Raw genomic sequence first — 20,595 nt, forward strand, 5'->3', positions numbered from 1 at the left:
AAATTCCTGGCGACTTTGTGGTATGCAATCTGAACTCCATTCATCTGGCTCGTGCCGTTCCGGCTGGTGTGCTGGATCGTCTCGTGCCGATTCAGGTACGTATGCTGGATAATGTTATTGATATCAACAACATTGAAGTGCTGCAAGCACAATACACGAACAGCCAATACCGTGCAGTCGGTCTGGGTACATTTGGACTGCATCATCTGCTTGCACTTGAAGGCATCCGTTGGGAGTCCGATGAAGCGGTAACGTATAACGATCATTTATATGAAAAAATCAACTACCTGGCTGTAAAATCCAGCATGGAGCTAGCGAAGGAAAAAGGCCGTTATGCCAAATTCGAGGGTTCCGACTGGGCGACTGGACATTATTTCACTTCCCGTGGCTATACAGACGGTACACGTGAAGGCAAATTCGTCACTACGTCTGAGTGGAGCGAGCTTGCGGAAGAAGTCAAACAAAACGGAGTCCGCAACGCATGGCTGTTCGCCATCGCGCCTAACGGTTCCACATCCATCATCGCAGGCTCTACCGCTAGCATCGATCCATTGTATGAGTTGCTTTCCTATGAAGAGAAAACGACCTACAAGATCGCAAACCCTGCACCAGACTTAAATGAAAAAACCATCTGGTACTACAAAACGGCTTTCCTGCTGGATCAGCATGCTTCGATCAATATGGCTTCTGCACGTCAGCGTCATATTGACCAAGGTCAAAGCTTTAACCTGTATGTGCGCCCAGATATCAAAGCTACCGAATTTTTGGCGTTGCACATCCATGCCTGGAAATCGGGTATGAAGTCGACCTATTATGTACGCAGCCGCGCGCTGACGATTGAAGAATGCGAAAGCTGCGCATCCTAAACTAAAGGAGAGAGGCTCTCATGCAGTTACAAAAGATTTTTAATACAGAAGCGCCTAACCGCTCTACCCGTATTATTGAAGGCGAAAACTCCGGTATTCTGAACTGGAATGATATTCGGATGCCGCATATGTACAAGCTATATAAAGTACTGCTGCTGAACCACTGGATTCCGGATGAAATTCCAATGTCCAAGGATGCGTCCCAGTTCCCTATGCTGGATGCTGAAGAACAGCGCACCTTTAAAATCAATATCGGCCTGCTGGCCGTGCTGGATTCCATGCAAACCATGTTTGTCGGAGATGTAAAGCGGTACTTTACCGACTCTTCGCTGGAAGCCATTTCGGCCATTATTGGACAACAGGAAGTCGTGCATAACCAGTCCTACTCTTACGTGCTATCTTCCCTGGTATCGGATCAGGAGCAGAAAGAAATTTTTGAATATTGGAAAAACGATCCTGTCCTGCTGGAACGCAACACATTCATCTCGGCGATCTATCAGGAATTCCGCGATGAGCAGAATCCGCAAACCTTTTTCCAAGCAATGGTAGCCGATTTGATTCTGGAAGGTATTTTCTTTTATAGTACATTTGCTTTCTTTTACAATTTGGCCCGTGACCAAAAAATGATGGCTACCAGCCAGATGATCTCGTATATTCAGCGCGACGAAAATCAGCATTGCTATTTCTTTGCCGAAGTGTTCAAGCAGCTTTTGGCTGATTTCCCTGAGCTCAACACGAAAGAGAACATGGACTATGTCTATCGTATGATCGACCGCGCTGTGGAGCTGGAAACGAATTGGGCGCATTATACGCTCAAAGAGGTTCGCGGCATTGATTTGAACGAGCTGAGCGATTATATCAAATACATGGCAAATATGCGTCTGAGACTTCTGGGGATGGACAAAGCCTATGAGGGTGTAGATGTAAATAGTATGCCTTGGATCAAGCCATTTTCAGATGAAGCCCTGAACGCAACAAAAACAGACTTTTTTGAAGCAAAATCACGCAATTACGGCAAGGTCGGAGACGACAACGGATTTGATGATTTGTAAGTTATATACTACAAGCCTTAACTCAGTACCTACTGAGTTAGGGCTTTTTTTATGAGATGGAATTTGCGCAAATGTGCATAATTTTCATGAAACATATGAATTACTATTCATATTTTCCTATTTGAACACGATATATATGAAGGTGAAATCATATAGTAAGGAGCATATTATGAAAAGCAAAGTCAAAAAAAGAATGGGATTACAATCCAAACTCTACTTCATCTTGCTCATTCCTTTAGTTGTAATTGGCGTCATGATCCTGTGGACGACCAAACAATCGATTCAGAATGCTTCTCTATCAACCATGCAGCTCAACAATGAAACGTTGGCGGTGAATACAGCCAAGCTACTGGACAAATCAGCTGTCAAAGGCTTAAATACGAATCCATCCGAGCAGAGCAGCGAGTATAAAGAACTTCGGAACGAGTTAAATACGCTTAGGCTGCAAAGCGGAGTCCTGTATATGTATATGTTCAATCGTGCTGGCGATGAGTGGAAGCTTACGGTGGACGGAGCAGATTGGGACGACAAAGAATACAGCCCTTTCGGAAGCCCTGTAAGTTTCACCCGCCAAGAAACGGCAGATAGATTGAAACAAGGGGAGACGGTAACTACAGATATTACAGTTGACCCTGATTGGGGAACGATGTTTTCTTCCTTTACACCCATTAAGGATACAGATGGAACCATCATAGGTTATCTGGGAATTGATAGATCCCTCGCCTCTGTAACTGAAGTATACGAGAAAACACTGCCTGAGGCCTACCGGCTAGTTATCCCTGTGGTCTCCATCATTCTGATCATCTCCATTGCGGTAATGATGTTGGTAACCCGTCGAATACTGCGTCAGGTGCGCCTCATTAAAGATACACTGGAGCATGTAGCTGACGGCAATCTTACAGTTACATCGCAGCAAGTTACATATGATCAGCTAGGTGAAATCAGCGGCTTGACGAACCGGATGGTGAAAGCCATGTCCAATATGATTGTGGATATTCAAAGCAGTTCAGGTACGCTTCAGCAAGCATCGGAGAATATCGTCGTGACAACAGAAGAAACACTTCACCAAACGGAGGAATTGTCCCGCACACTCCAGCAAATTGCCGATGTATCTACAAATCAAGCAGCTCAGACGGTAGAATCGGTTCAGCAATCTGACCGCTTAGGACAAACACTGGATGAGGTTGGAAGCCATGTACATCAATTTGCGGATACGGCGCGTCATCTTAATGAGGTCCGTAATCAGGTAGCCAGTGAACATGAACTGCTATTGGAGAAGGGACGAGAAAGCGCCCTGCGGATCAAGCAGATGCAGCGGATGTCACATGCACTAATCGAAAAATCGCGCGAAGCAGCTAACATCGGGCAGCAGGTACAGGGCATCGTAAAGCAGACGCAAATTTTATCCTTTAATGCCTCGATTGAAGCCTCGCGTGCAGGCGAAGCCGGCAAAGGGTTCTCCGTCGTAGCTCATGAAATGGGGCAACTTGCCCAACAATCTGCTATTTCTATTCGTGAAATCGATGAGATTCTAAGTAGTTTTGTCGAGCAGATTGAGCAAATGGGCGATCAATTTGATGAAAATATAAACACCGTCAATGAACAAGAAAAACAAATCGCATTATGCCTACAGTCTGTTGACAAGGTCTCTCAGGTATCAGAGGAAGTTGAGGAATTAGCTGCACATCTGGCCCAACTGACGACAGAAATGCAGGAAGTACGTCACAGCGTAGATCAGCATCTGAATCACACAGCCAGCGCGGCACAGCAGACGGCCGGAATGACGGAAGATGTATCCGCCAGCGCACAGAAACAGGCTCAAGCGGTAAAAGAACTATCCGATGTAGCCCGTAATCTGACCACACTATCAAATAATTTACAGCGTCATGCTGATCAGTTCCGGGTGAAAAGTTCAGACCAGTAATAATGTCGGTGAACTGTGACCCGTAAGAAGGACACTTGATTCAAAGTGTCCTTCTTACGGGTCATTTTATAGACGAAAAGGAGTATATTGAAAAGGAGCATCCGTTAAAGTAGCGAATGCTCCTTTTCAGTGTAGATACCCGAGCTGTGTACACCGTTATCCAGCTAGATGCATACATATATAACATAGAAGGTCTAGCAAGTACTTAAAAGTTATGCCGTTATTCTCATGATGGAGGAATCGCAGCTGTTTTCTTCGGTTTCATATACGAAGGATAACCTCCCGTATGCTGGAGCATTTCAATTTCACGCAAAATACGCGGCAGATCAGCGACCGAGTTCATCACAAGGTGAGCCCCTGCCCTTTTCAAACCATATATATTCTGTCTGCGTCGTTCCTCAGCCACCCTGTCGTCCGTTTCACAGCTTGTAGTGTGATCTGTAGTCAGATCGCCCACGTTATGGTTCAACACACCAATCGTCCAAACGCCAGCATTTCGTCCTTCTTGCATATCGACTGCTGTATCTCCTACCTTCACAATATCGCTAAGCGGGAATACCTGTAAGCGATGTGCAATTTCATAGATCATCCACGGATAAGGCCTCCCCTGTGAAACTTCACAAGGGGTTACCATACAATCCAGCGTATAGGGTGACTGTACAGGCGTGAACACGTGACTCAGCATTTCCATCGGGCAGGAGGCAGTAGCGCCTGACTGAATGTTGCGATCCTGCAACTCCTGCAGCGCCCTATCTATACCAGCAGCAGTCTCAGCGCCCTGGATCAAAGAGCGGAGAACAGGGACAAGCTCAAGATAAATATGCTCAATATCCACTCTGCCAGGATGCACACCAAAGCACTCCAGCCATTTTCTACGAACCTCTGCAAGCCCCAGCACACTCGCAATATGATCCCGGATGGGCAGTCCCCGTCCATGAGATACCTGTTCTTCAGTTAGATGTATACCCTTCCACCTGAAAATATCGCGCATTCCCTGAATCAAGCCCCGTCCTCCGGGGTCTAGCAAAGTACTTTCCAGATTAAAAATAACCGCCTGTATCATACAATCCTCGCCTTTCCGTACCGCGGCTATCCGCAATCTTTATTTCGCTTAGGAACATGATACACAGCTAACGTAAACACAAATGTCATAAATGGTAAGCGGATTGTAATTGATAATAAATCCCTGGAATGGTTTTGATTCACCAAATCGAATGAGGAGGGAATCGCCAATATGAGACAGCCTTGGAATGAATTCAATTCCAAAATGCCTTGGCGCATGGAGCTTGGATGTTATGCCCTGAATAAGCTAGCCTGTGGAGGATTGGTTTTTGGTCTCTTATGGCTTTACTGCTATCTGACAGAGGAAATCACGGGACTGCCTGTAACTATAGCAGGTAATAGCGGTGAACTGACCGCACAGTTGTGGGCCTATGGCTTTGCCCTACCGGCAGCTCTTGCCGCTGATGCCCTATATGATCTTTTCCCTTGGCTTCGCAAGCCTGAGCAATTCACACTATACCTTGCCGTAGGATTCAGTGTCTTTCTTCTGCTAGGATCTTTGATGTCGCCTGCGGGAACAGGCATATTATGGAGCAACGGCATGGCAGGTGCAGGAATTACACTGCTGTATTATGGGGGAAGGCACTGGCTGAACCGTGAATATGAAGTACAGATTATACTGGCCTTCCTCCTGCCACTACTGCTATGGATTATAGGGCTTCAATAATGTCGCCAGCTACCACTGAGGCGGGATGCTGACGATGGCGCGCGGCCGTTTCTCCAGCCGCCCCATGCAAATACACGCCAAAGGCTGCTGCCTGGGAAGCGCTCAAGCCTTGGGCCAGCAAACCTGCGATGATGCCTGTCAGCACATCGCCTGCCCCCCCCTGTCGCCATCCCGGCGTGGCCTGTGGTATTGACGTAGGCCGTTCCGTCAGGACACGCGATGACCGTGCGTGCTCCTTTGAGCACCAGCGTGACTCCGTGTGTCCGGGCATAATCCCGTGCATGGCTGATTCGGTCACGCTGCACCTCTGCTGTCGGTATGCCCAGCAGACGAGCCATTTCACCGGGGTGCGGCGTTAGCACGACCGCCGCATTCCTCGGCTTCCAGGCCTTCAGCTCAGGCCCCGCTGAGGCGAGGATGTTCAAGGCGTCCGCATCAAGCACAAGCGGACCGCTGTATTCCTCCCACAGGTGGCGCAGCCAGCCAGTGTCTCCTGCGAAGCGGCCGAGGCCGGGCCCGACGGCCAGCACATCGCGCGCCTGCGCGAGCTGGAGCAGCTCGTCTGCGGAGTCGGCGTTCCATTCGCCGTCTCTGCCTGTTGCTGCGGCAGCGAGCATCAGCTCCGGCGCGGCGCCAATGACGTGCGGAAGCAGCGCCTCGGGCACGGCCCACGTCACAAGGCCGCTGCCGATGCGCAAGGCGGCACGTGCGGCCAGCAGGCCCGCACCGCTCATGCGCAGGCTACCTGCCGCGACCAGAACGTGGCCATAGGTGCCCTTGTGCCCGTCCGGCTCACGGCTGCGGCTGACATCTACGCCCAGCGCATCGTGCAGCGTATCGCCGGTCAGGAGCTGCACCTGCACGCCGCACTCACGGGCGAGGCCAGGCGGGATACCGATGTAGCGTACCACCACATCACCAGCGGTTCCGGCGCCCGGATATTGGACGAGCCCACACTTCAAGTAGGCGAGGCATACGGTGACACTCGCACGAATGCACGGCTCGTGCAGCGCACCTGTGTCGGCGTCGAGGCCGCTAGGCACGTCTACCGACACGATTGGCGCGCCGCTGGCATTGGCCTCGCGGATCAGCGAGGCGTAAGGTTCGCGCGGTGGTCCTTGCGTGCCCGTGCCCAGCAGGGCATCGACGATGCCGGAGGCACCGCGCAGGTCGAGGTTATCCTGACCATAGAGGATAACCGGGATATCCAGCGCCGCGATGATATCGCGCTGGGCAGCCGCTTCACCGCGCAGCGCTTCAGGCGGCTCGGCATACACAACGGTGGCGCGCAGGCCCGCATCGGTCAGATGGCGTACTGCTACCAATCCGTCACCACCGTTGTTGCCTTTACCTACGAGGATATACCAGTGTGCTCGTTCACGTACGGCATGCTGCTCTCGGCTCCATGTATCCGTCCGTATAACACCACCATGACCCGGTACATCTCCCGGCCCTGTGTGTGTAACCTTTTTTATGACACCGCTCTTCCTATCTCCCTCTGCACAAAGCTTCAGTACCTCGTCTGCTACTGCACGTCCGGCATTTTCCATCAAGGTAAGGGCCGGGATGCCAAGCTTGTCAATCGTGTATCGATCCAATTGCCGCATTTGTTCTGCGGTCACCATATACATGCTTTTTCGCCTCCCCTATAGCCAGTCCCTCTTGATTTAATATCCGACAGTAAAGCGGGAATTGACAAATTCCCCTTCCACTAATTCATCAATCAGGGCTACCGCATAATCCTCAACGGAGATACGACTATGACCTAACTCATCAACCACCAAGTGATCCAAACCAATACGGAACTGTCCTGTACGTTTTCCCGGTTCAATAATTGCGGCAGGACTACAATATGTCCAGTCTACATCCGCAACACGGTACAGTTCCAGTGCATCAGCGTGCGCAGCCGCCAGTGGCTTGATTTCCCCCGGGAACTCAGCGGTATCCATGAGGCGTTCACCGTTTTCTGTTTTCAGACTACCCGCTCCGCCAACCACAAGGATGCGCTCTGCGCCAGACCGCCGGGTTCCTTCTAGCAAAGACCGAGTCACTTCAAGCAGTTCCTCCTCAGCACCAAACTTGGGACCATATGCGCTAATGATTGCATCGTGTCCTTTGGCTACCTCTGTAATGGAGTTCGGGTTTAGAATATCTGCCTGAACCACCGTCAAATATTCACTTTGTTCTGTCACACGTTGCGGATCGCGCACTGCTGCCGTCACCTCATACTTACGTTTGATTGCTTCCTTTACTAACGCTTTACCAATTGTTCCTGTTGCTCCGAAAATAATAACCTTCATATTAACGTGCCTTCTTCCTATCTATAATTTTCTTACTGTTATTTATCCGTTTTATAAGCAGCTCAAACTCGTGCAGGATTCCAGCTTACAGTCCTCCCGGCTGTCGCCAGTACATCCCTTCCGGCTCTCATGATGTTCTGTTACAATTTTTATATTTTTATTCATGCCGAACTCCCCTTCCTGCTGTAATCTTGTCTATTTTACCAAAAAATACTTTATAGTTCTTGGTTAGAGATATACAAGCCCTTGAAATGCCTGTGTAGTCTGTGCAATAGTGTAGAAAGAACAATGGAAGGAGGGATTGCGGGTGTCCCCAACGGACTTTGCGGCATTAGCTGCATATATCTCACCCGGTCTGATTGCCTGCCTGCTGGCGTTGTCCTTGCTGGTATGGCTGTATGTTCACAGTGCAGCCCAGCTTCGAAATTCGCGTCAGCAGCGGCTGGAAGAATTACAGGAATCACTCCGTATCTATGGCCGGCTAGCTGGTTATCTCCAGACAGCTACCCAGAGCGCTCTTAACAACAGCGATAAACAGCAGCACCAGAAGGGACTAATCCATGCTCTTCAGGAAGCTAAAGCCGCTCCCTATTTGACCCCTCACCTTCAGGAGCAGGTTCAAGCATCCCTCCGGGAATGTGATACGTTCCGCCGGGAGCTACTTCTCAAATCACTGGAGCGTGAAATGAACAAACTTATTGAGGAACGGCGACTTGTTCTGCTGGAATCCCATGCTCCAGGCTGGGGAACGGCATTATGGAAACTATTGCGCCCAGCAGCCGGACCGCTCGCGCTGGCAGGAATTGTATGGTTGATCTCAAGACTCGTTGTGGAACTGATAACCTACAGCAATGTCAATGTTAGTCTACCCGAGACTTCCCAATCTGCCTCATGGGTTATAGGATATGCTTGGATAAGGTTCGTTTCTGGCTTGATCGCCTTGTTGTATGTCTATCGTCTAATGACCCTGCGTAAACAAAATGATTTGGACGTGACAGCATCCCATTTCCCAACAAGCCTGTTGTGCATGGTCATTGCCGTTGTTGCCCTTTTTCAATGGCTCGGACCAGAAGCGTCTCCCTACATACTGGCTGCACAACTTGCGCTGTTCCTGATTGGCTTCCGACTTACCCGAGGCCGCTCGCGAAGTGATCGTCCTTATGTGGGTCATCCTGGCTTGATGAGGGCCGATGCTTCACAGCACCAGGAATTACACACACCTGACAAAGATTCAGCCGCAGATTCTTCTTTAGCTGACGAACATATGCGGTCCTAATATCAGTTGCATGGAATAGATCCCGTATACATCTCGTAAAACACATACCATCACAGGACATCCCAACAAACAAAGAAAGATTGCATGGGATGTCCTGTTTTTTGAACAATTTTTGCCTTTTTGCAGGGTTAGGCTTGTGCCAACGATCAAGGAAAGGGTATATTGTTTATATAAATGTAAATCATATCGTTTTATATGTATGAATATTGAAAAAAATCCATATATGTTAAACTACCATCAATTTATGATGTGCGTTAGAATTGGAGGAACTATGCAACTGGACATTTCTGAAAAATCACTTCCCGTTTATGAAGCGCTGGCCAGTGAGGTTCGGCTGAACATGATTGTTCTGCTTGCGGAGAAGCCTATGAATATACGTGAGCTGGCGGAAGCGCTGGGACTCAGTAGTGCGATTATGACGATGCATGTCAAGAAACTGGAGAGAGCATCCATTATTTCGACTAAAATGCTACCCGGACGAGGCGGGGTTCAGAAGGTATGCTCATTGGCCACAGACAAAATTGAAATTGCCATGCCACGCTATCAGCAGGATGTACGGCAGTTTCATCAGACAGAAATTTCCGTCGGGCACTTTACAGATTTTGAGATTCAGCCAACCTGCGGTCTGGCCACCGTCGAAAAGATTATCGGAGAATTCGATGAGCCTCGTTCGTTTTTGGACCCTGAACGCTTCAATTCCAAAATTCTGTGGTTTAGCCAAGGGTATATGGATTATAAAGTACCGAATTTCCTATTGTCTAGTCAAAAAGCTGAGGAACTGGAGATTTCGATGGAATTATCATCGGAAGCCCCTTTTACCAATGATAATTGGCCTTCAGACATCACATTTTTCTTAAATGATGTGAACTTGGGCACATGGACCAGCCCAGGAGATTTTGGTGATAACCGTGGTAAATATACACCTTCTTGGTGGCCTGATTTTATCAATCAATACGGTCTGCTGAAGAGACTTCGCGTGACGTCCGAAGGTACCTTTATGGATGGGAAGCAGATATCCGATGTGACTCTAAACGATGTGCTGATTGATCAGAAGCAATGGAAATTCCGTATCGCCATTTTGGATGATGCCCAGCATATTGGAGGGGTAACCCTGTTCGGTACCGGGTTCGGTAACTACAATCAGGATATCCTGTTCCGGTTGTACTACAAACCTGCCGAAAACCATACCAAAACAGCAACGGTAGAAGCTGGCGATAGCAGCAAGTAGTAATTAGCCCTTTCAAAATCTGAACACGGTGTTTTGCCCTTGTGGGACAAAACGCCGTGTTTTACTTTCGCATCGTCCTTTTTGGCCCCTTTTTGCCATACGCTGTGTAATTAGCGCGCAGGTTCAATACACACCGGTGAAGGAACCTCCAATACATACGCGGCGTGCTGCCGAAAGTCTCGACCCATTCGATCGTCTTCAGCTTGCTGCTGTCCAGATCGACATGAATAGTACGATGCTATCGTGCCCTCGGTTAGATACATACAGAAAACGCTGAACCTGCCCCGTCATGTCTCCCAACCCTCCTGCTTTTGTCACAGGGAATACAACGGCATTGCCCCCGAAATAGTTGGAAGCCAGCACATATCTTCCATCTGATGTGACGGAGACATAGCAAGTATGTGCCCCCTCCGTTCCTTTTCGATCCAAAGGATGCAATTCCCCTGTCTGCGTGTTCACCTGATAGGTGTATAGTTCGCCTTGGTCTGTTTCACTGGCCGCATACAACTTCGTTCCATTCGGATGCAGTGCCAGAAAAGAAGGTCTTTCAACTCCTTCCACGCCTCCAACCATACGAAAATCGCCATTGTCCATATGCAAAGCACCTATATAAAATAACTGCTCTTTCTGCTCTTTCTGCTCTTCCATCCAATCCCAGCTCCTTTTGCGTATTACTCACAAATTATCTGGCTTTGTACATAAAAAAATAGCCTCTTCCGCTGCAATCTGTGGTTCATAAGAACGTCACAGTTCACACCAAAAGAGACTATTTTATAGTGAAAATTACATTAAACCGCTGTGGATTGCGTATCTCTGCTTTTCCATTTTACAGCCAGCCCCAAACTAAGTATGAGAATGACCGCTCCAAAAATGTACGGCAAATTGATATGCACCTCAAACAATGTACCGGCAAGCGCAGGCCCCAGAATATTACCAATACTCATATAAGCATTGTTCATCCCGGCTGCAACTCCCTGCTCATCCCCTGCCATTTTGGATAAAGCAGTATTAATGGCTGGTCGCAGCAACGACGTCGCGGTAAAGAAGATAAGCGATACTCCAAGTACATAATAAAAGTTTCCAGAGAGCAACATAAGCACAAGGGAAATTGCGGAAAAGAGGAAAGAACCGATAATCACACCTTTTTCACCAAAACGGTTCAACATTGGACTAATAACCACAGCTTGAATTATAGTTCCGACCAACGCGCCTACCGTAATGATGGTGGCAATATCACCCTCATTATAGTGAAACTTGCCCGTTACAAAGAAGGGAAACATCGTTTCAAAATGCGTCAGGCCAAAGGTTAACGTGAATATCATAATCAGCAGCAAAAAGTAAGGCTTGCGAAAAGAAAGGGCAAACTGTTTAATCACATTGTCCCGTTTCACCTTAACATTCCGAAATTTCAACTGTTTCTCCAATGACAAGGTTTCAGGCAGTAAAATCAAAGAGATTAGCGCAGCCACGGCCGATACCCCCGCCGAAACATATAAGGGCGTGCGCATCGAGGTATGTGCCAAAAAGCCACCCAAACCAGGACCAATCACAAAGCCAAGCGACATAGCGGCCCCCAGCAACCCCATTCCTCTGCCTCGGTTATGGACTGTTGTAATGTCTGCAATATAAGCCATCATTGGAGGGATCATAAATGCCGCGCCCGCGCCTCCGAGCAAACGGGAAATATAAAGCATGGTCAACGAGTTTCCAATCGCAAACAACGCAGAAGACACGGTCATGATGATCAAACCGATAATAATCATTTTTTTACGTCCGTATTTATCGGACCATTCCCCAGCTAATGGTGAGAACATAAACTGGGTCAAGCCAAACACGGCAACCAGATAACCTCCCGTTTCGCCACTGCCGCCCAAGGAGCCCATGAACTTGGGGAGGATTGGAATAATGAGTCCAATTCCCAGCATGGCAATAAACATATTAATCATCAAAATAACGAGCGGCCCCATTTTCAACTGTTGTGAATCCGACATGTTGCGTTTTGTCCTCCTCAGGGTCTTTATTTCGTATACGAAATATTTATTTTGCAACCATTTAGCAAAACTCTTCATTATATTAATAGAGCGGGCGGCAAATAACAATCATAAAATACTTTCGACACAGCTATCGCAATATCATAATCAAATGTCTGAATTTCTGCAGATGGAATATCAAAAGAATTCACAGGCTTCAAGGGGCCTGTGCAGTCAGCGCTGCTACCTTGAAAGCCGATATCCGCTGAATAACTATAGCGAGATTTGAACTCATACGGTTTCCCTTCTCATCGATGTGGATCCTGCCAACTCCCTAATCCTTATTGTGAATCTTCGAATAGCTCCTGCAATAACCTGTCCTTGTTATTCAGAAATTGTTTGGTGATGATAAAATGATCGGTTTCCTCCAGCGTCCGTGTGTCGATTCCTTCATGTGTCAGATGATACAGGATCGAATCTGGATAAGACATCAAGATCGGGGAATGGGTAGAAATGATAAACTGTGACCCCTGCTGCACAAGCTCATGAATCCGTGCAAGCATGGCCATCTGACGTAAGGGCGATAGCGCTGCCTCCGGTTCATCCAAAATATACAATCCGTGACCTCCAAATCGATGCACAAATGCCGCAAAAAAAGACTCGCCATGCGACTGCTCATGCAGCGACTTCCCTCCGTACGAATCTCGAATGGGTCGACCTCCCCCCTCGCGATCCAGCTCGTCGATATGGGTCGCTACATTATAGTAGCTTTCCGCTCGGAAAAAGAAGCCATCCCTCGGCTTTTCGATCCCTCTCACCAGCCGGATATGCTCATGCAGCGAGGAATGCGTGGCTTGTGTAGAAAAATTAAAATTTTTAGTGCCACCCTCTGGATTAAATCCCCATGCAACTGCGATTGCTTCCATAAGCGTCGATTTGCCTACGCCGTTTTCGCCAACAATATAGGTAACGGAGGGATGAAATTTGAGTTCATTCCACTGATGAAGAGCCTTTAGGTTAAAAGGGTATTGGCTCCTGTCAGCATCTGGTGGCCACAAAAGCTCCAATCGACGTATAAAAAGATTGCGATCCCATATACTCATATTCAGTCAGCTCCATTGCCAAGCAATTTACTAGGTATTCCATCATTATATTGGAATTATTTACAGCAATCAATCTGAACTCCCATTTCGTAACCCTTCTGTTGTTATTCAAGCCATTATTATAGGTATAATATATAGTAATGTTCATCAGTCATGACATCCAAGCTCTTCATTCTATGTATATCTCATTCTTTTCAAGCAGGTGAATCTATGAAGTCAAATCACAAACCGATCCAATCCTTTAAAATCGTACAGTACTTAATGACCATCTACAGGCAGCGATTGACACGTATTTTGCTACCGCTGGCTGTACTGGCTTTTATTATATGGGAGGCTGGACGAGAGCTAAAAAACTTTAATCTGGCACGGATGCTTCATGAGCTGCGGCGAATGGATGCCATGTTTCTCATTGAAATCGGCTTGTTCTCACTGGTAGCGGTGGCAGCTATGAGTGCATACGATTATGTAATCAGGCATCATTTTAAGCTTCAAATCAAGCCTGGAGCGACGTTCCGGTACGCATGGATCTCCAATACCTTCAATAATGTATTCGGCTTTGCAGGCTTTACAGGCGCTGGACTACGCACAGTGCTGTATAAAAAGAGCGGTGTGCCATTGGGTGTCATCACCTCGGCAGTCGTATTTCTTTCGCCTGTCGTAATTACCGGACTATCTTTGCTGGCTTGGGGCGCTATTGTCCATCTGTATCCGGTGCAGCCTGTGCTGGATGCTCATCCATGGCTTCATTGGGCGCTGTGGGGAATGGCACTGTACCTGCCTCTATTTCTGATCATGCAGCGCTCCAAAAGGTATGCCACCTGGTTCAACAAGGGGGAAGGACAACTCTCCTGGTTCACCATCTCTGCCTCCATTGGCGCCTCTCTGCTGGAATGGCTGCTGGCCGGTCTTACCTTTGCATGGATCGGTACACACTTGCTCCATGAACTGCCGCTCTATGCTGTGTTCGGTATTTATGTGATAGCCGCAATTGCTGGGTTAATCAGCCTTGCGCCCGGAGGCGTCGGTGCATTTGATATTATTGCCCTGCTCGGGCTGCAAATGGCTGGAGCCAACTCGGATCGTGCGCTGGCTGTGCTGCTGGTCTTTCGCGTCTTTTATTTCATCATCCCGTGGCTCATCGGCTTGGTATTAGCCGCACTGGAAATGATTCCGCGTAACGAGCGCCTAAGCCAGCTCGCGGAGACAGGCTGGGATTACTCCCTCAATGCCTGGCAGAAAGTATGGAGCTGGCCTGGTCAATTTCGATTTTTAGCCGATCTGGGGGTATGGGCGCTCGGGAAGCTGGTACTCATCTCCGGCGTGGTACTTCTATTGTCAGCCGCTACACCCGGTCTACTGTATCGGCTCCGTTTTGCTGAACATTTGCTCAGTCTGCCTGTTATGCGCTTATCGCATGAAATCTCGGTCATCATCGGAATTATGCTGGTCGTCCTGTCTCACGGAATTTCTCTGCGTATTCGCAGAGCATTGCGGCTGACCCTGATACTGCTGCTGACAGGGGCTATTTTCACCTTCACCAAAGGTCTGGATTTTGAAGAAGCCTTATTCCTGCTGTTCGTGGCGTTAATGCTGTGGATTTCACGTTCACGGTTTTATCGGGTCAGTGCGCCGCTGAATCGACACAACATTTTAATATGGGGCGGATTATCTCTACTCGTAACCGGAGCTTATTTTATGATTGGGGCAGGCTCCAACACTCCATTTATGCGTCATATACATGCCAAGGTCCACCTGGACTTTTTTATGAACCGCAGCGATTACGGAGTTACGGCCGTATTTAGTTTGATTTTGGCATGGGTATTCCTGACAGTGTATTTCTTTCTTCGTCCTCAGCGTAGCATCGGCAAACTCCCCGACGCACAGGAACTGGTTAAGCTGAAAGAATTTCTGGAACGGCAAGGTGGTAATCTCGTTTCTCATATGCTTTTTCTGGGCGATAAATACCTGCATTGGACCAAGGACGATCAGGTGGTCCTCCCCTATGCTCGCAGCCGGGACAAACTGATTGTATTAGGAGACCCCCTCGGTCCGAAAGAACTTGTGAGTCAAGCCATTCAAGAATTCCAACGGTTCGCGGATCGATATGCGTTGACGGCTGTATTTTATCAGGCATCACCGGAGTATTTGTCCATCTACCACGAGAACGGCTATCGCTTTTTTAAATTGGGTGAGGAAGCGCTCGTGCCGCTGGAGTCCTTTACACTGACAGGCAAAAGCAATCAGGCGCTGCGCAGCGCCAAAAATCGCTTTGACCGCGAAGGCTACTCGTTCGAAATGATCCAGCCGCCTCTAGACGCGGCGTTGATTGAGGAGATGCGTCATATCTCCGATATTTGGCTCGATGGGCGCAAGGAGAAGGGATATTCCCTTGGCTGGTTCAAAGAATCTTACCTTCAGTTAGCTCCCATTGCATTGCTTAAGGACTCTGAAGGGAAGGTCATTGCTTTTGCCACGATGGCCCCTGCTTATGATCATGGACAGACGGTCTCTATCGACCTCATGCGTCACCTGCCCGACACACCAAACGGAACGATGGATTACTTATTCACACGGGTCATTGAGTGGGCCAAGGAAAATGGATATACGACCTTTAATCTAGGCATGGCACCGTTATCCCAGGTAGGACAAAGCGAAAAGGCATTGCGAGAGGAAAAGCTGGCTCGGCTCGTTTTTCAATACGGAGGGCATTTTTACGGCTTTCAGGGACTCCGGCGCTTTAAGGATAAGTTCAAACCGCAGTGGGAGCCGCGCTATCTGGCCTATCCGGCCTCAGTTTTTCTGCCGATCCTGACGCTGGAGTTGGTATATCTCGTGTCCAAACGCTCAGACTAAACTAGAGACACAATCAAAAGGAATTTGACAGTAAAAACACGTAAAAAAGGGTGTTCCCCACCACAAAATGATTGCGGGAACACCCTTTTATATTCGCTATTTTTCTTAGAAGCTGCCTTTTACAACAACATCAGACAGTGGGAAACGTCCCGATGGACGGGCTGGCACTTGTGCCTTACCTACACTAATAAGCATGGTTGGCAGGTAACGTGCCGGAATATTAAACTGCTCGATCAATTGTGCTGGAATAAAGCCGCCCATTGCACAAGTATCGTAGCCCAAAGATTTAGCAGCCAGCATAATGTTTTGTGCTGCAAGAGCAGAGTTCAAGATGGCTGCATCACGAGCCACCTGCGGGTTTTGGTACGCACCATTGATTTGACCTACCAATGCGTCACGGATTTCCGCTGGCAGTGTGCCTGCTTCTACCGCTTGATCATAAATGACAGCATTGCGGTTCGCTTCCAGATCACCCAGTACGGCAATCGTAACAGAGCTCTCTGCTACTTGACCTTGGTTGTAGGCGATAGGCAGCAATTTTTGTTTGTCCGCTTCGCTCTCGATAACAAGGAATTTCCAATGTTGCAGGTTCCAAGCGGAAGGAGCTTCCACCGCGGCAGTCAAAATAGCCTCCAGATCTTCCTCTGGCATTTTGAAATCTTTTACATAACTTTTTACCGCATGTCTTTCACTAATAACAGATAGGGTTTCATTTTTACGGCTGCTCGACATTTCTGGGCACACTCCTAATTTCTTAATATATATCTTGAACCTTTATTCACTTCCCAAACTACTGCAATTATAAAAATGATAGTGAATGATGTCAATATGTTTAAGTATGACCCTACACACAAAATACAGTACAATACGGATAAAGACATGCATATCGGTAGATGCCTGCCGATGGACAAGACACAATGAGTTCATCCTGTTCTCATTTGAATTAAAAAGGAGCGTTACTATGATCGGATCGTTTAAAAAAACGGATATTGCTTTATTTGCCGCCTGGGTTGTAGCCTGTGTGGCCACATTGGGCAGTCTGTATCTCAGTGAAATCCTGGGGTATGAGCCTTGCAAGCTGTGCTGGTTCCAGCGTATTCTGATGTACCCCCTGACCCTTCTGCTTGGAATCGCATATTTTCGAGGTGATACGAAAATACGCATTTACGTTATGCCGTTAGCTATTATCGGAGGTGCAATTTCAGCCTATCATTTTATTATTCAGCGTATCCATGCAGCCGCCAAAGCAGCCACACAAACTTCAACGGCCTGCGGCAGAGTATCCTGTGAGCAGGATTACTTGAATTGGTTGGAGTTCATCACCATTCCGTTTCTCGCACTCATTGCTTTTATCCTTATTATTGCAGCGATGGTTTATATCATGCGCCAAGAGAAAAAATCAGCCGCAGGTGAGGTACAAGCCCAAGAACTCGCATAAGATAAAAGAGACCCGATTATAGGGCCTCTTACCATCATGAGGCGTATAATCCGCTTGCCGGAGGACAGACTGTAACTAAATATATCCATTGCATATGTGCTATAATGTAAAAGGTTTGCAGTCTGTCCAATAACGCTTATATTCCTTATAGAGGGGGCCAGTCCATGTTTCATATCAGCACCCCATTGCTGCAATATGGCGCAACTTTTGGCATGATTTTAATCGCTATATCGGCTATTTTCATCCGTATGAAGACAGGCCATCGCCCGATTAATGCCAAGAAAATCATCATTCCTCCGCTCGGCATGAGCACTGGCTTTATGATGTTTGTGGTGCCCGAAGTACGGGTTCCCTGGGCTTGGGCGCTGGGGGCTTTTCTGATCGGCTGGTTTATTTTTTCCTACCCGTTGATCCGCAGCACCAAGTTTGAGTTGCAAGAAGGGCTGGTTTTCGTGCAACGCTCACGCGCCTTCTTTTTTATCCTGATCAGCCTGCTGATCATCCGATTGCTGCTGCATGAATTTATTCAGCATTACATTACCATACCGCAAACAGCAGGGCTATTTTTCATACTAGCCTTCGGGACCTTGTTACATTGGCGGCTTCGTATGTATTTTCAATATCGCCAGTTCGCTCCAGACGAGAAGGAACTCCGCATCTGACCAACAGATATTTAACGTGCATATTGCTGTGTAGACCCAAAAGACATGTTCTCCCAACAGGAGGCCGTGTCTTTTGATTTTTTTAGTCTATCAACCTCAACGTTTTCGACAAAAACTAAGCAACCTAAGTCCTTATGAATATCGGACTCAGGTTGCTTAATATTGCTTTTTGATTACTGTCCACATGACAGGGCCAACTCACTAAGGTGGTACTTTTGTTGTCGTTCTTGAAAACATCTTACTCTCCCAAGACTCTGCGGTCAGCCTAGGACTAATGCGTTAATGCCGTACTGCCTGAACGCCGGGAGCTAGGCAATTACTGAGAGCTCTCCTTTGTAAACAGCGTGCTGCCGTTTGTGTTGTTCTGCGGAGCATAAGCGCCATCCCAGGTGATAAAGAAGCTTGCACCAGTGTAGACTTCATTCAGGGCGTTGTTCCAAAGCGAATAATCGAATTCCTTGAGCTGATTATTGTTGCGATCCACATGGTCGCCACCCACGGCTGGTCCAATTTCGCAGAAGCCATACGTTTTGCCAAGTCCTTTGATGTCATTGTAAGCCATTTTAATTTCATTGTCATTGGACGGATCGTCGCTGTAAGCGTCGATGCCAATCCATGTGACATAGCTAGAGCCCGGATAATAAGCAGCCGCGTTGGCTCCTTTATTTGGGGCATAGACAAAATTGACGTTGGACATTCCACGGGTCGTCACCATGTAATTGTACAGATTGATGTACAGGTTCTTATAGTCTGTCGTGTTCTTGTTTCCCCACCAGAACCAACCTCCGTTCATTTCATGGAAGGGTCTATAGTACACGGGGGATGAGTTGAACTTTTGCAAGCCGGTCACAACATTGTCAACCTGAGCCTTATAATTTTGCAGCCATGCTGGGCTGGACGAGTTGATGGATGAAATGTCTGTATTGGCCAAGATATTAAAATCAGAATCAGACATCGGGGCGTTTACATTTCCACCCTGTGGATTGGGCATGTGGGTGGAAACGGTGACGATTTTCCCCAGAGCTTGGATGGTGGAGGCACTATTAGAGGTAATTGAGGCTGCATCGGCCCCCCCCTGATTCCAGTTCAGCAGATCATAGGAGACAATGTCAGGGTTGTAGGTCCAGACAGGACTGGTGTTTACACTTCCATCATAGCCCAGGAACATGCCAGTATAGTTGATATTGCTCTCCGCGCCTGCCGTCATTGGTAGCGAGAATAATAGTGCAGCCCCCGTCAGGGCGCTGATCAAGCTCTTCGTTTTGTTTAATGAATTCATATTGGTTCTCCTCCTAATGCTTATATCTTGCTGCTTGTAATCACAAGACTTAAGATTTGTTATGCGGGAAACAAGAAATTATCAAGAACCCAGGGCTCTCTTATTTTCTACAATAATTTTGACATTCTGACACAATCATAAGTTAGATGTACAATCTTTAGAGAGACCCTTATCAGCCTCAATCTTCCGGTGGCTTATGGTCAATCGCTTTATCCAGCAACTTTTATCATTCTTTTTGTCCATAACAAAACCCCCGTTTTTCCTCAATTCTGAGTTCCGTAACGAGTCTTTTTTTAGTAAATCCCCTCCTTTTCAGTAAGACAATTCTGATTTGCAACCTTCATGTCTTTCGTTTTAGCGAGTCGATCTCCATCTGCCTATAGGACTGCGCTTTTGCGGCCCTCAATTATATCGGCATCAAGAAAAAAGGTTGAAATAGTTCTATTAGATCAAAAAATAGTTCGTATAACAATAAACAAACACCCCCTGAAAAGTGTGGTAGGGGCTAAGTATGTAATAAGTGGAATTTGCTTGTTTCACTCTTATGAATTTGGATTCAAATTATTGCTATTTTTGGACTATATGGAAGGTTCATAATCACACACTTAACGTATCTTGTTATCAGTAGCCTAGAAAATAAACACATGTGCAGAATAGTTAGCAACGGTGGACCATTAACGTCTATCAGGACTACACTGCCACTCTGAAGGCATAGCGTTTACTTTTTAAAATGTTGGCGTGGCACTCATAAAACGAAAAAAAACCGATATTCGGCCTTTGGGCCAAATTCGGTTTTCCGAGGTGAAACTATTACTCCCCTAGTTTCCTATTCTTCATCTAGAGCGTGTCTTCAAACCTAATTTAACCATAGCAAAATAGAAGCCAGCGTTAAGAAGGCTCCAAACGTGCAGGATA

16 protein-coding genes and 1 pseudogene are annotated in these 20,595 nt (G+C 47.4%); 9 read left to right on the forward strand and 8 right to left on the reverse strand.

The annotated features are described in order from the left end of the window. From AC5V8P_RS10840 to AC5V8P_RS10850, 3 genes are all read left to right on the forward strand, one after another. Positions 1–866, forward strand: an 866-nt coding sequence (locus tag AC5V8P_RS10840; RefSeq protein ID WP_495473632.1) for a ribonucleotide reductase barrel domain-containing protein, incomplete at its 5' end; no start/stop codon positions are given. A 20-nt stretch (positions 867–886) separates the two neighbouring features. Next, a complete protein-coding gene (locus tag AC5V8P_RS10845; protein ID WP_063213918.1) occupies positions 887–1,918 on the forward strand; it encodes a ribonucleotide-diphosphate reductase subunit beta in 1,032 nt (343 codons plus the stop codon). Positions 1,919–2,087: 169 nt separating this feature from the next. Then, on the forward strand, positions 2,088–3,842 hold the full coding sequence (locus AC5V8P_RS10850) for a methyl-accepting chemotaxis protein (protein WP_064796767.1): 1,755 nt from the start codon (positions 2,088–2,090) through the stop codon (positions 3,840–3,842). 226 nt (positions 3,843–4,068) lie between these two features. On the opposite strand, the gene AC5V8P_RS10855 is transcribed toward AC5V8P_RS10850, so the two are convergent. Beyond that, positions 4,069–4,905 (reverse strand): HAD hydrolase-like protein, encoded by an 837-nt coding sequence (locus tag AC5V8P_RS10855; protein WP_064796768.1) that lies wholly within the window; start codon positions 4,903–4,905, stop codon positions 4,069–4,071. 171 nt (positions 4,906–5,076) lie between these two features. Between AC5V8P_RS10855 and AC5V8P_RS10860 the strand changes: the two genes are divergently transcribed. Beyond that, a complete protein-coding gene (locus tag AC5V8P_RS10860; RefSeq protein WP_063213915.1) occupies positions 5,077–5,571 on the forward strand; it encodes a hypothetical protein in 495 nt (164 codons plus the stop codon). Here the strand turns inward: AC5V8P_RS10860 and AC5V8P_RS10865 are convergent. Together AC5V8P_RS10865 and AC5V8P_RS10870 are read right to left on the reverse strand one after the other, a co-directional pair. Continuing rightward, positions 5,555–7,202, reverse strand: a pseudogene (locus AC5V8P_RS10865) (NAD(P)H-hydrate dehydratase). The gene AC5V8P_RS10860 and the pseudogene AC5V8P_RS10865 sit on opposite strands and share 17 nt — an antisense overlap. Positions 7,203–7,238: 36 nt before the next feature. Further along, positions 7,239–7,871 carry an NAD(P)-dependent oxidoreductase gene (locus AC5V8P_RS10870; protein ID WP_064796769.1) on the reverse strand — a complete coding sequence of 211 codons (633 nt, stop codon included), beginning with the start codon at positions 7,869–7,871 and terminating at the stop codon, positions 7,239–7,241. Positions 7,872–8,178: 307 nt separating this feature from the next. Between AC5V8P_RS10870 and AC5V8P_RS10875 the strand changes: the two genes are divergently transcribed. Together AC5V8P_RS10875 and AC5V8P_RS10880 are read left to right on the forward strand one after the other, a co-directional pair. Next, positions 8,179–9,147 (forward strand): hypothetical protein, encoded by a 969-nt coding sequence (locus AC5V8P_RS10875; protein ID WP_064796770.1) that lies wholly within the window; start codon positions 8,179–8,181, stop codon positions 9,145–9,147. A gap of 271 nt (positions 9,148–9,418) precedes the next feature. After that, the gene (locus AC5V8P_RS10880) at positions 9,419–10,375 is read left to right on the forward strand and encodes an ArsR/SmtB family transcription factor (protein ID WP_063213911.1); all 957 of its coding nucleotides are present in this window, start codon (positions 9,419–9,421) and stop codon (positions 10,373–10,375) included. 198 nt (positions 10,376–10,573) lie between these two features. On the opposite strand, the gene AC5V8P_RS10885 is transcribed toward AC5V8P_RS10880, so the two are convergent. From AC5V8P_RS10885 to AC5V8P_RS10895, 3 genes are all read right to left on the reverse strand, one after another. After that, positions 10,574–11,023, reverse strand: coding sequence for a lactonase family protein (locus AC5V8P_RS10885; RefSeq protein WP_064796771.1), 450 nt, complete (start codon positions 11,021–11,023; stop codon positions 10,574–10,576). Between the two features lie 140 nt (positions 11,024–11,163). Beyond that, positions 11,164–12,444, reverse strand: coding sequence for an MFS transporter (locus tag AC5V8P_RS10890; RefSeq protein ID WP_331709512.1), 1,281 nt, complete (start codon positions 12,442–12,444; stop codon positions 11,164–11,166). Positions 12,445–12,686: 242 nt separating this feature from the next. Then, on the reverse strand, positions 12,687–13,448 hold the full coding sequence (locus AC5V8P_RS10895; RefSeq protein ID WP_064796772.1) for an AAA family ATPase: 762 nt from the start codon (positions 13,446–13,448) through the stop codon (positions 12,687–12,689). A gap of 210 nt (positions 13,449–13,658) precedes the next feature. On the opposite strand from AC5V8P_RS10895, the gene mprF reads away from it, so the two are divergent. Beyond that, on the forward strand, positions 13,659–16,301 hold the full coding sequence (gene mprF, locus AC5V8P_RS10900) for a bifunctional lysylphosphatidylglycerol flippase/synthetase MprF (protein WP_064796773.1): 2,643 nt from the start codon (positions 13,659–13,661) through the stop codon (positions 16,299–16,301). Positions 16,302–16,406: 105 nt separating this feature from the next. Here mprF and AC5V8P_RS10905 read toward each other — a convergent pair whose 3' ends face one another. Further along, positions 16,407–17,033 (reverse strand): nitroreductase family protein, encoded by a 627-nt coding sequence (locus AC5V8P_RS10905; protein ID WP_063213906.1) that lies wholly within the window; start codon positions 17,031–17,033, stop codon positions 16,407–16,409. A 229-nt stretch (positions 17,034–17,262) separates the two neighbouring features. Between AC5V8P_RS10905 and AC5V8P_RS10910 the strand changes: the two genes are divergently transcribed. Then, on the forward strand, positions 17,263–17,739 hold the full coding sequence (locus tag AC5V8P_RS10910; protein WP_064796774.1) for a disulfide oxidoreductase: 477 nt from the start codon (positions 17,263–17,265) through the stop codon (positions 17,737–17,739). A 164-nt stretch (positions 17,740–17,903) separates the two neighbouring features. Continuing rightward, a complete protein-coding gene (locus AC5V8P_RS10915; RefSeq protein WP_063213904.1) occupies positions 17,904–18,401 on the forward strand; it encodes a CcdC family protein in 498 nt (165 codons plus the stop codon). 316 nt (positions 18,402–18,717) lie between these two features. Here the strand turns inward: AC5V8P_RS10915 and AC5V8P_RS10920 are convergent, their stop codons facing one another. Then, entirely contained in the window at positions 18,718–19,680 is a 963-nt protein-coding gene (locus tag AC5V8P_RS10920; RefSeq protein WP_064796775.1) for a glycoside hydrolase family 26 protein, read from the reverse strand. Positions 19,681–20,595 lie beyond the last annotated feature (915 nt).

It is taken from the genome of Paenibacillus sp. N119s (assembly GCF_059447605.1).